The organism is Devosia sp., assembly GCF_028290645.1.
Taxonomy (GTDB): Bacteria; Pseudomonadota; Alphaproteobacteria; order Rhizobiales; family Devosiaceae; genus Devosia_A.
Genome location: NZ_JAQGJL010000328.1, coordinates 1 through 10,264, shown reverse-complemented (window position 1 = coordinate 10,264; position 10,264 = coordinate 1). Strand labels below are relative to the sequence as shown.

At 61.7% G+C, this 10,264-nt stretch carries 15 protein-coding genes; 11 read left to right on the top strand and 4 right to left on the bottom strand.

Annotated elements, in window-relative coordinates; translation table 11 throughout:
- The 11 genes from JWQ89_RS17560 to JWQ89_RS17510 form a co-directional block, all read left to right on the top strand.
- Positions 1-1,632: hypothetical protein (locus JWQ89_RS17560; protein ID WP_299643065.1), on the top strand; the 1,632-nt coding region annotated here is incomplete at its 5' end.
- Between the two features lie 216 nt (positions 1,633-1,848).
- Entirely contained in the window at positions 1,849-2,853 is a 1,005-nt protein-coding gene (locus tag JWQ89_RS17555) for a hypothetical protein (protein WP_299643064.1), read from the top strand.
- A 32-nt stretch (positions 2,854-2,885) separates the two neighbouring features.
- Entirely contained in the window at positions 2,886-4,619 is a 1,734-nt protein-coding gene (locus JWQ89_RS17550; RefSeq protein ID WP_299643063.1) for a hypothetical protein, read from the top strand.
- A 1-nt stretch (position 4,620) separates the two neighbouring features.
- Positions 4,621-4,770, top strand: a complete 150-nt coding sequence (locus tag JWQ89_RS17545; RefSeq protein ID WP_299643062.1) for a hypothetical protein — start codon at positions 4,621-4,623, stop codon at positions 4,768-4,770.
- A 9-nt stretch (positions 4,771-4,779) separates the two neighbouring features.
- Positions 4,780-5,253 carry a hypothetical protein gene (locus JWQ89_RS17540; RefSeq protein WP_299643061.1) on the top strand — a complete coding sequence of 158 codons (474 nt, stop codon included), beginning with the start codon at positions 4,780-4,782 and terminating at the stop codon, positions 5,251-5,253.
- Positions 5,250-5,960 carry a hypothetical protein gene (locus tag JWQ89_RS17535; protein WP_299643060.1) on the top strand — a complete coding sequence of 237 codons (711 nt, stop codon included), beginning with the start codon at positions 5,250-5,252 and terminating at the stop codon, positions 5,958-5,960. The genes JWQ89_RS17540 and JWQ89_RS17535 overlap by 4 nt, the downstream gene beginning before the upstream one ends.
- Positions 5,957-7,240: a DUF1996 domain-containing protein gene (locus tag JWQ89_RS17530; RefSeq protein ID WP_299643059.1), complete on the top strand. Its 1,284-nt coding sequence runs from the start codon at positions 5,957-5,959 to the stop codon at positions 7,238-7,240. Before JWQ89_RS17535 ends, JWQ89_RS17530 begins: the two co-directional genes overlap by 4 nt.
- 1 nt (position 7,241) lies before the next feature.
- The gene (locus JWQ89_RS17525) at positions 7,242-7,631 is read left to right on the top strand and encodes a hypothetical protein (protein WP_299643058.1); all 390 of its coding nucleotides are present in this window, start codon (positions 7,242-7,244) and stop codon (positions 7,629-7,631) included.
- 7 nt (positions 7,632-7,638) lie between these two features.
- Complete coding sequence (locus JWQ89_RS17520) at positions 7,639-7,965, top strand: hypothetical protein (protein WP_299643056.1); 327 nt, start codon at positions 7,639-7,641, stop codon at positions 7,963-7,965.
- On the top strand, positions 7,962-8,438 hold the full coding sequence (locus JWQ89_RS17515; RefSeq protein WP_299643053.1) for a glycosyl hydrolase 108 family protein: 477 nt from the start codon (positions 7,962-7,964) through the stop codon (positions 8,436-8,438). The genes JWQ89_RS17520 and JWQ89_RS17515 overlap by 4 nt, the downstream gene beginning before the upstream one ends.
- Positions 8,435-8,968 carry a 3TM-type holin gene (locus JWQ89_RS17510; RefSeq protein ID WP_299643051.1) on the top strand — a complete coding sequence of 178 codons (534 nt, stop codon included), beginning with the start codon at positions 8,435-8,437 and terminating at the stop codon, positions 8,966-8,968. Before JWQ89_RS17515 ends, JWQ89_RS17510 begins: the two co-directional genes overlap by 4 nt.
- Before the next feature lie 15 nt (positions 8,969-8,983).
- Here the strand turns inward: JWQ89_RS17510 and JWQ89_RS17505 are convergent, their stop codons facing one another.
- The 4 genes from JWQ89_RS17505 to JWQ89_RS17490 form a co-directional block, all read right to left on the bottom strand.
- Positions 8,984-9,169, bottom strand: coding sequence for a hypothetical protein (locus JWQ89_RS17505; protein WP_299643049.1), 186 nt, complete (start codon positions 9,167-9,169; stop codon positions 8,984-8,986).
- Between the two features lie 96 nt (positions 9,170-9,265).
- Positions 9,266-9,499, bottom strand: a complete 234-nt coding sequence (locus JWQ89_RS17500) for a hypothetical protein (RefSeq protein WP_299643047.1) — start codon at positions 9,497-9,499, stop codon at positions 9,266-9,268.
- Between the two features lie 8 nt (positions 9,500-9,507).
- Complete coding sequence (locus JWQ89_RS17495; RefSeq protein ID WP_299643045.1) at positions 9,508-9,714, bottom strand: hypothetical protein; 207 nt, start codon at positions 9,712-9,714, stop codon at positions 9,508-9,510.
- Between the two features lie 159 nt (positions 9,715-9,873).
- On the bottom strand, positions 9,874-10,264 hold a 391-nt coding region (locus JWQ89_RS17490), incomplete at its 5' end, for a DUF2493 domain-containing protein (RefSeq protein WP_299643044.1).

The window sequence follows — 10,264 nt, the reverse complement described above, 5'->3', positions numbered from 1 at the left end:
CCCACCTTCGAGGGCAGCAAGACGGGTGGTTTGATCCAGGGTGTGCGGGACACCCAGAACGGTGCCGCCCAGTGGCTGTACAACATGCTGCCCAAGGGTGTGCGCGATGCCGGCGATTCGGTTGACCACTTCCTGTACGACAAGACAGGCGGGGCGATCGGCACCAAGCCGGGCCTGGACTTCAACAGCGCTGTTGCCGACCAGAACACCGGCTACGAGGCTTCGCGCGCAGCCAATGGGCGGACGAATGCCCCGACGCTGAGCCAGCTTGTCACAGGCGAGAAGCCGAGCCCGGGCGTGGATTGGATGCGGGCCGGAGGTCAGGCCATGTCGCAGATCCCGATGCTGGCGGCTAGCCCGCAAGGCACTGCAATGGCTGCTGGCGCGCTCGGCGGCGCACTCTCGCCGGTTACCAACATGACGGCCGGCAGCGATACGAGTTTCGGTGCTGAAAAGGCGCAGCAGATCGCCACAGGAGCCGTCGCTGGCAAGGTTCTGGGCGTGGCGGGTGGAGCCTTGTCCGGGCTCATCAGCCCGAAGATCGGCGCCCAGGCTCGCGCCTTGATGGACGAAGGCATGCAGCTGACGCCCGGTCAAATGTTCGGCGGATTCCCTAAATCTGTCGAAGACAAGCTCACCAGCGTTCCGGTCATCGGCGATGTGATCAAGTCAGCCCAGGGCCGGGCGGTTGATGGTCTCAATACGGCGGCATACGGCCGAGTCATCACGCCGCTAAAGAAGGCTGGTTTCGATGCGCAAGTTCCAACTGCCCCAGGCCGCGACGCGATCGACAGCATTTCCACTCAGGTCAGCGATGCCTATAACTCGTTGGTGCCGAAGCTCACGCTGAAGAAGGACGCTCAGCTGTCAACGGAACTGGAATCATTGACCGGAATGGCACAGAAGGGCCTCGCGCCCACCCAGGCCGCGACGTTCCAGAGGCTGATGGCGACGGTCGATCACAACTTCACTGAGCAGGGCATCAGCTCGGGCAAGACGCTTCAGGGCACGCTGTCCGACCTGAAGACCGCGGCCCAGGGCTATGCCTCCGATCCGAGTTTCGAGAACCAGCAACTTGGTGCGGCGCTCAAGACGGCGCAGCAGTCGCTGGAAGACGGCCTCAAGCGCAGCAATCCGCTGTATGCCAAGAAACTGGACGGGATCAACGAGGCGTTCGCGAACCTTGCCCGAATCCAGTCTGCCGGCGCGATGCAGGGCGCTGCTAACGGCGTGTTCAGCGGCGCGCAGCTGTCTGCAGCAGTCAAGGCGAGCGACAAGTCTGTCCGCGACAACGCCTTCGCCCGTGGGAATGCCTTTATGCAGGACCTGAGCGACCCGGCCAAGAACATCCTCGGCGCGTCTGTTCCGAATTCAGGAACGACAGATCGGGCGCTTGCTGCTGGCGGGATCGGGGCGTTGGCTGCCAAGCCGCAGATTCTGCTGAACCCATTTGTCTATGCAGGCGCTGCGCCCGCGCTGGCCTACACCAAGCCGGGCATCGCGGCCCTGAATTTCGCTGCCTCGCGCCGCCCGGCATCTCTGGACACGCTGGGCGGTTTGCTCAGGTCAGCTACACCGGCCGCGACCCTGCCGCTCTCTGATGCGGCGACCCCCGGCCTGCTGGGCCGCTAGAGCTTCCAGGGCGCCCCGCCGACGATAAATGCCAGCAAGGTAGCCAAGAAGGCGAGTGGCGCAAAGATGAGTTCACCGCCTTGCGTTCCTTGCGAAGACGTGTAGGTCAGAAACATCAGACCGAACGCCAAGAGCCACAGAACTGAACCGATCCGGTTACCCATGAAACCCCCGAAAGCCGCCACTGAGCGGCTTTTCCTATTCTAGGACGAAGACATGAGCGTAGAGAGCGCGAGCTACATCAGCGACCTGAACGCCTCGGCGCCAGGTTCGACCGACCTAAAGGCAGAGGGTGATGATCACCTTCGGCTGCTCAAGTCTGTCCTCAAAACGACGTTCCCCGCGTTTTCTGGGCCACTGACGCCGACTCACACCGTCTTAAACAGCCTGGCGACTGGCAATTTCCCCAATGTCCCGCTCACCGGGATTACCGGAATAACCAGTTCCAACAAGGTATCGATAACGAAGACGGGCAGCACTTACAGCAATGTACTTCAGCTCGAAAGCGCCGGTAATAACTCGGGGGATGCATCTCCCGCGATCACATTTTCCGCGAGCAACGTCAATGCGGCAATCTACTCTATCCGCTTGGCGGGATTCGGTGGGCGCCTCGTTCTTGCCACGCAGCCTGTTGGTGGAGGTGACCCACTGGTCGCGATGGTAATAGATGAGACTGGGAATAATTACCCGTTCAATAACAACGCGGTAACCAGCGGAACGTCAGCCAATCGTTGGTTGAATACATATTCTGTAGCCGGTAATTTTTCCGGGGCCGTTGTCGGTGCGACATTTAACGGCTACTTGGGCAGCGGGAATATCAGCCAGTTCACCAACAACGCTGGCTACATCACGGGCGCTGGGACTGCAGCGAATGCAAACGCGGTGCCATGGACTGGTGTTACCGGCCGGCCAACAGCGCTCAGCCAGTTCACGAACGACTTGAGCGCGTCGCCCGTCAGTTCTGTATTCGGCCGGACCGGGGCTGTTTCCCTGACCAGTGGTGACGTGACCGGCGCATTGGGCTTCACCCCATACAGCACGGCGAATCCATCTGGATTCATCAATGGGGTCAGCGTGGCGAATGCCACTTCGTACACAGGAAGTGATGTCGGGGCTGGTTCGGACGTTACAGGTACCTCGCTCAGTGTGTCGGGGACAACCATCACCTTGACCACGCACCGCACCTACCGGACGGCCCCAGATCCTGGCGGCGCCGGATGACTCACCCAGCACGTTCTAAAACAAGGTAACCCATGCCTGCATTCAATGCCTCTACGGTGGCGACCATCACCCTGGACGAGTACGACACCGTCACCATCTCCGGTTCTGCGCGTCTGCAAATCACCGTCGCCACCAGGCCGACGTTCGAGACGAACATCAGCGCCGCCTCGCTGGTCTATGGGCCGTATGGATCGGTCACCACCATTGTTCTGAATGGGCTTGGTATTGGCACCTACGTTGTCAGCCAATCCAATGTGCGCGTACCGATGGTGATGATCGACCTGAGCGCCGGCCAGATCGCGGCGCCTACCGCTGCCCAGCTTGCAGCGAGTGCGGTGCTGTACCAGCTCAACTCTGCGCCTTACACCATCTACCAAACCAATGGGACATCGTTGGTTGCGGTCGGGGCTGGCGGTATCACGGCGTTCTCGTCCCTGAGCGACAGCACGACCGCCGATCTGCCGACGACGAATGCCCCGCTTGCTGCCGCGCTCGCCACCAAGGTCACCGACCCCGGCCAAGCCACGCTCACCTCCGGCGCAACGATGACGCGAGCTGGGCACTTGAATCGCCCGCTCATCATCGGAGGCACTACCGCGAGCACGCAGGCGTTTACCAATGCGGCAGGCACAACGGGTCTGATCGGTGGCGACAGCTACTACCTGCGCAACAGCAGCACGGCCACATTCACGGCGACGGGCACGATCATCGCCCCAACCGGGTTCAAGCTGACGGCCGGCCCGAACGAGGTTTTCAGCGCCGATTACGACAGCATCGATGATGCCTGGCGCAGCACGACAGTCGATATGTCGGCGGTTGCTGGTGTCGCCGCGCTCACGGTTTTGTCAGCGACGATTCCGAGCGGCGCACCGAACACGGTGGTAGAGGTGTACTCGCGCGCCATCTATGACGTGCTACCGGCAGCGACCACCAAGGTAGTCAACGTGGCAGGCGCAAATAGGACCTCGACGGCAATCGCCAAGACCGCGGCGGACACGACGACCACGACGTTCGACGGAGCCGCGGTGACAAACGGCCAAACAGTCAATCTCTCGTACACCGCGGCAGGCTCACGCATCGTCAGCCTGGACACCGGCACGCCGCTGCAGAACTTCGCAGCAACTGCGGTGACGAACAACGTTGCGGCAGCGGGCACCTTGTCGGCCACGACGTTCTCGGCCTCGAACATCAATATTAATACCAGCACAAGCCCGGTTTTTGCCGACTGGTTGGGCATTGGCATCAACAGCTCCGGCGCGGGCGGGATCAACCGCCTCACCAACAAGCCAGGCGATACGGCTGCTGGCGGCCCGTTGATTGGGATGGCGACCACCGGTTCATGCGCCAACGTTGGCAGCTATGGCGGGTTGACAACAACTCTCAGCTGGGATCTGGGGGAGAACCTCGGCTCCACATCGACCTATGGTCCGACGAGTTACATCTCATCCGCCGGCTATGCAGTCGGGACCGACTCTTCGATGGCGGGCCTGCTGTTTACCGCGCCTGCGGTCAACAGCTTCACCCGGAAGATTCGCATCTACGGCGCCAACTTCTCTAACTTCGTGCTGCACGCCTCGCTATCGGACGCCTCCGCGACCATGTCGGACATCACGTTGCCCAGCAGCGAGTTTTATTACGAGATCAGTTTCCGTTCCTCTTCTCCGACAGCGACGTTGACCTTCAGCATTCAGAAGGCATCTGCCGGCGCATCCATGAGCGGGGCGCGTGACTTCGCCATAACTGGCGTCACGCTGCAGACGGCCTGACATGCGAGTCCGCCACCGAAATGTATTTCTCAAGTCGTCGGACGCCTTGCCTCCCGACGATGGCTCTGCGCCGGCCAATGCCATCGTTGACGACGACGGGGTGACGTACCTGATGGATGACGACGGCACCACCTATCTGATCGACGGCTGAGACAACGACATGGCTACCAAACTCCTACGAACCAAACTGACCGAGTTGGGCATGCTGCCATTTGGCCGTGTTCCCATGCTTCAGGTCAACGCACCAGGCCGCACACTGACTTATGCCGATGCATTTGGCGGACCAATCGTCAACATCGATCAGGTGACGCCAGTGGCCTTGCTGCTGCCACGCCGCTCAGTCGATGTGACGATGACCGTCAATGGCACCGGCACACTCGTTCCGGCGCTCGGCAACAGCTACGCCTTCAATTCGTCCAACCCGTTCCCGCTGACCTTCACGCTCAAGCGGCTCGGGTCGGGGCCGATCCTGTTGAACCCAGCCACCGGCGTGCGCATCCTCATGGGCAACCTGCTGCCCAATGGCAATTACGACATGGACCCGCAGTACATGCCGCAATACAGCCAGGCGATGACGTTCGTGGACCTCGGAAATGATCCCGTTGACGGCTATGAACTGTGGGGGCCTCTGTGACCCCTTTTGTCAGCATCGTGCCGCGCACCTACGTCAATCCGGCGGAGGCCTTTGACTTGAGCACGCTCTCGGGCGGCGCTGCGTTCGACACGAGCCATATCGGCTACAGGGGCGGCGCGTGGTTCTGCGGGTCGCTCAGCGGCCAGCCGCATGTCTACAAGTTCCAGCGCCTCGGACAGATGGAAATCGAGGTGTTCAGCGACACCGGAACGATCAACGGCGGTGGGTCCATCACGGGATCGTCCGCCAACGTGGTGACATGGGACGAGCGCGATCACAACGGTATCGGCGACCTCCGCAACGATACGCGGCAGAACGCAGGCATCAGCGGCGCCTACGGCTGGACGCTCCCGAGCCTGCTCTCGGGTTTCCGCTTCCACATGAATGCCGGCCAGTGGCGCAACCACCTGCTCTTCGCAATGGAAGTCGCCGGGTCTGCCACGGTCACAGCAGTTCTTGCCGATGGAAGCGCGACTGCGACGCCTCTTGTGCTCAATGGCGGTAGCGGGGCGCATCGATGGTGGACAGCCGACTTCTGTGCGAGCACGCCTTGTGACTGCGTGTTCGAGATCAAGCCGACGACCAACTCATCGCCATATGTGCGGCCCCAGTTCGGGTACGCGACACCGCCTGTCATGCCTGAGCGATCGCGCGGTTTTCGCAACGTTGTCAAGGCTGGCCGCGGGTTCTTCGGAGGTCCCAATTGAAAGCGTTTCACGCACTCATCGCCGCACTGCTGTTCTCGTTCAGCATCGGTACCTTTGCGCAACTCAAGCCCGGCTCGGTTGTGCCGTCGGAAATCATGCCGGCAGGCAAGTTCTACGTGAACATGGCGACCATTCCCGAGCCGCGCGGCGGCTTTTCCGGAGAGCGAGTCAAGGTCGTTTGCGATACGAGCGTCGACAATCTCACAGACTGCGTGAACGCCAGCAATGCGCCAGTCCTGTACCCCGACAACATCGTCAGCGGCGGCAACTTCCGCATCGCCTGCTCGCTCTCTCACATGAGCCTCGACGATCCGATCGTCTACGTGCACCAGTCGGGCAAGTCGCACTTGCATGCGTTCGTCGGCAACACGACGACAGGGCCGAACAGCGACGCCGGCAAGATGGATGAGGTTGGCAACAGCACCTGCGCCGGCGGGATCATCAACCGCACCGGCTACTGGGTTCCAACGCTGGTCTATGAGTGCCCGCTCGGAAGGACCGACGGCTGCGATCACGCGCGCGACGGGGAAGTCAATTTCCCGACCGCGATGAACTTCTATTACAAGTGCTGCTACTCGTTCGGGGCAGAGGGCGAAAGCTGGCCGCTCAAAGGCCACCGGATGATTATCGGCAGCGCGACGAACACCCTGCCGAACTTTGGTCGTGGCACGCTGGCGAATGCTCTGCCGGGGATCTCACGCATCGAGTGCTATGGATTCGACCACACCATCTCCACGTTCGATCACATTCCATCGCCTGCAGAAGGGGCTGGGGTTAGCGGCTGCGACGAACTGAATTTCTTGATCGTCTTCAACGCCTGTTGGGACGGCGTGAACCTCGACAGCGCCAACCATTACAGCCATATGGCATCGGTGCCTGATGCGAGCCAGGCCTTCAACGGCAGGTTGGACGCCCCGTGCACGGACCCGGCCTACCCGGTGTATCTGGCAAGCCCGATCTTGAATGTTCACACCGTCATCAGGAACCAAGCCGACTTGGCCTTCCTTCGCTTGTCGAGTGATCCGCCGAAGTATCAGCCCGACATGGTGACCCTCAACCCGCCGGCCGGCTACACACTGCACGCCGACTGGGCGAACGGCTGGGCACAGCACGACAACGCCGGTGGATACGGCGTGGGAACGTGGGAGGACATCCTGATGTACGGCTGCCACGGCAAGGGGCGCGGCACCTTCGGAAACAGAGACTGGCCGCAGTTCGATTGCAAGGACTATCTGCTCGGTCAGGTCCGCGGCACGACGAAGTACCTGACCCTCTACTGACATGCGCGCGATCCTGCTCATGCTCTGGATGTTCTGCCTGCCCGCTCAGGCAGCGCGGGCACCCAGCGACCAAGAGGCGCAAGATGCCCACGCGAACGGTTCATGCGGCTCGCTTGGCCCTGGCACCGGACTGAGCGACAACGGGAAGGGCTGGATCGTCTCGATGCTGCCCGGCCCGCACGAGTTCCGCATGGTCCCTGGCGGCTCGGTCGAGATCACGGTGGCGAAGTACCAGAAGCTCGATTTCGATGCCGGCCGAGCCTATTTCATCGTGATCAAAGGCCCAGTATCCCGGCTGCAGTGGAAAGTTCCTGGCCGCGACTGGGGCTCAGTGAGCAAGCTGTTTCTGTACCCCGAGTCACGTCCGACGCCACCTGGCGCTATCAAGTGAGGCCCCAGTGAACGACTTCGACCCAGCACAGCTTGATGACCGGCGGCGCCACAAGTTTGTCGCATGGCGGCCAAATTTCGATGCCGGCACTCTCGGCGTGATCATCACCATTGCGACTGGCATCTATTACTTCGGCGGCGAGCTGAAGGAAACCCGCGCCGGCTTGATTCAGGTGAAGGCGGACACCATCGCGGAGTCGCAGAGGAACAAGGAAGCCATTTCATCGGTTGCAACCGATGTCAAGGCAGTCCAAGCCAAGGTCAACGACATGAGCGAGACGTTGGCCGTCATCAGAGCCACGCAACTTCAGCGCACGACGGATGGTAAGAAATGACCTTCGACTTTGACACAGCGTTTGACAGGCTTATCGGCCATGAGGGCGGCTACATCAACAGTCGCGCCGATCCTGGCGGCGAGACCAAATACGGCATCAGCCGGCGCAGCTACCCTGGCGAGGACATCGCCGGCATGACCCTCGAACGTGCGAAGCAGATCTACGCACGCGACTTCTGGGGTCCTGCAGGATGCGATGCACTTCCTGACGGCATCAAGTTCGACGTGTTCGACATGGCAGTCAACAGCGGTGTTACCGCATCTATCCGCGTGGTCCAGCGCGCTGCCGGCACGAACCCAGACGGTGTGATCGGCCCGTCCACCTTGCAGGCCATCAACTCGATTCCGTCCGCACGGCTGCTGGCACGTTTCAACGGCGCACGACTGGCCTTCATGGCCGAGCTTCCGAGCTGGCCGAGCTTCGGGCGTGGGTGGTGTAGGCGGATCGCGTCGAATCTCATGGAGGTGACATGAACTGGGCAGACATCGCCGGCGCGGTCGGGAAAACCGCGCCTATCCTTGGGGCGCTTCTAGGCGGCCCGGCCGGCCTCGCGTTGAACGCTGCCGGCTCGATCGTGGCATCGGTCCTGGGCGTCGCTCCGACACCGGACGCCGTCAGCCAGGCCCTCACCATCAATCCCGATGCCGCGGTGAAGCTGGCGCAGATTGAGAAGGATCGGCAGGTAGAGCTTCAAACCCTCGTGACGCAGGTTGCCGTCTCGCAGCTTGTCTCGGACACGGCGGCGATCACTGCCGTGAACGCTACCATGCAGGCCGAGGTGAAGTCGGAGCACTGGGCCTCGTGGCTCTGGCGACCGTTCAATGGGTTCGTGTTTGGAACGACGTTCTTCGGCGTCTACTTCGTGCTGCCACTGGCGCATATCCCATCGCCCGTGATCCCGATGGAGGCGTGGGCGTCGATCGGGGCAATCCTTGGCGTTGCATCGTGGTTCCGAGGCAAGGCTCAGGCGGATGTGAACAACCCGGCGCCGGTGCGGGGCTGAACATCAACGAAGGTGTCACTCACCCCCAAGTGAAACCATAGGCTCAGTCGCTGGTGAGTCGTCAGCTTCGGCACGCATCGGCTCCCATTTCCCATACATGACCACCATCACCACCAGAGTGATCGGCAAAATCAACAGGATCGCGATCGGAGCCGTGATCGGCAGCAGCAGGCGGCTTGAGAGGATGCGGGTCCAGTTCATGGCGTGCTTTCCGTGATGTTGCCAAACATGCCATGCCGGTCATGTGTACTTTCGTTGCTGGCCGACGCTACCCCTATCTTCGTCAGTCAGCACCCCTCAGGTGGGGGATTGGCTCGCTCCTTCAGGTGCCATTGCGCAGGCGGGCGGATGTTTTGGGTCCATCTTGTCGGTCCTCGCTCGGTATTCCTTGCTGGTGATGTAGCCATACAGCACGAGATATTCAGCCGGCGCGCACAGGTAGGCAGCGTGCTGCTTGAGGCCCATCGCCACGAGCAATGCGATTGAACTGCCTAGGACCGCCAGAGAGATCACGCACTGAAATACCAGCAAGGCAGCCCTCACAGCTTCGCTCCTTCGGGTGAGTTGATGGAGGCTCGAAGCCTGTCGCCAGCTTCGATCATGGCGGCCTCGGCGAGGGCGTACTTGACCGACAACGCCTCTGCTTCTGCCGGCAGCAAGCCGTAGGTGTTCTGTGCCCCAACGTTGCACCAGTGCTCGTAGGCAGCGTGCTTCTCGCGCGCCATCCGCTCAATCGTTTTCGTCATGTCGTTCCTCCGCAAACACCTTCGACCACCCAACCCCACCAAGCGGGTTGCAGACACAGGGCATCCCTGCAGCACCGCAACCATCGTGACCCCACGGTAGCCCTGGATGGTCCTCGCAGACCCAGCCGGGCTCGGTGGCAGCTTCGCAGATGGGGCAGGTCATCCAAACGGCTTCCAGATGGGAATCTTGAAGCGCGCGGCGTGGCCGCACATGTTCGCCGTGCCGACACCGCCTGGGAAGGCGATGCACCCGTGCGCCCCGGCCTCGGCCATTTGCTTGTTCCGCATCGGCCCGGCTGCCTTGCCCCACATCCCCCAGTCCGCCAGATGCCGTTCGACCTTGACGCCGTTCTCGGCCGCCCATTCGTCGGCCCAGCGATCGGCGCCCAGCAGCATGCCGGTTTTGCTGTCCAAGCAGGCGCCGTGCACGAGCAGTTCGATGCGTGTGCGTGCATGGGCTTTATCGAGCGCGGCGAACACCCGCTCTCGATCTTGATAGTCGCGGCCACCGCAGACGATCAAGGTATGGCCGGCCGCCAAACGAGCGGCG

Excerpts from the sequence above, each read along its gene's own strand:
- JWQ89_RS17555 (WP_299643064.1), top strand. The coding sequence starts at position 1,849 with ATGAGCGTAGAGAGCGCGAGCTACATCAGCGACCTGAACGCCTCGGCG.
- JWQ89_RS17550 (WP_299643063.1), top strand. The coding sequence starts at position 2,886 with ATGCCTGCATTCAATGCCTCTACGGTGGCGACCATCACCCTGGACGAG.
- JWQ89_RS17545 (WP_299643062.1), top strand. The coding sequence starts at position 4,621 with ATGCGAGTCCGCCACCGAAATGTATTTCTCAAGTCGTCGGACGCCTTG.
- JWQ89_RS17540 (WP_299643061.1), top strand. The coding sequence starts at position 4,780 with ATGGCTACCAAACTCCTACGAACCAAACTGACCGAGTTGGGCATGCTG.
- JWQ89_RS17525 (WP_299643058.1), top strand. The coding sequence starts at position 7,242 with ATGCGCGCGATCCTGCTCATGCTCTGGATGTTCTGCCTGCCCGCTCAG.
- JWQ89_RS17515 (WP_299643053.1), top strand. The coding sequence starts at position 7,962 with ATGACCTTCGACTTTGACACAGCGTTTGACAGGCTTATCGGCCATGAG.
- JWQ89_RS17510 (WP_299643051.1), top strand. The coding sequence starts at position 8,435 with ATGAACTGGGCAGACATCGCCGGCGCGGTCGGGAAAACCGCGCCTATC.
- JWQ89_RS17505 (WP_299643049.1), bottom strand. The coding sequence starts at position 9,169 with ATGAACTGGACCCGCATCCTCTCAAGCCGCCTGCTGCTGCCGATCACG.
- JWQ89_RS17495 (WP_299643045.1), bottom strand. The coding sequence starts at position 9,714 with ATGACGAAAACGATTGAGCGGATGGCGCGCGAGAAGCACGCTGCCTAC.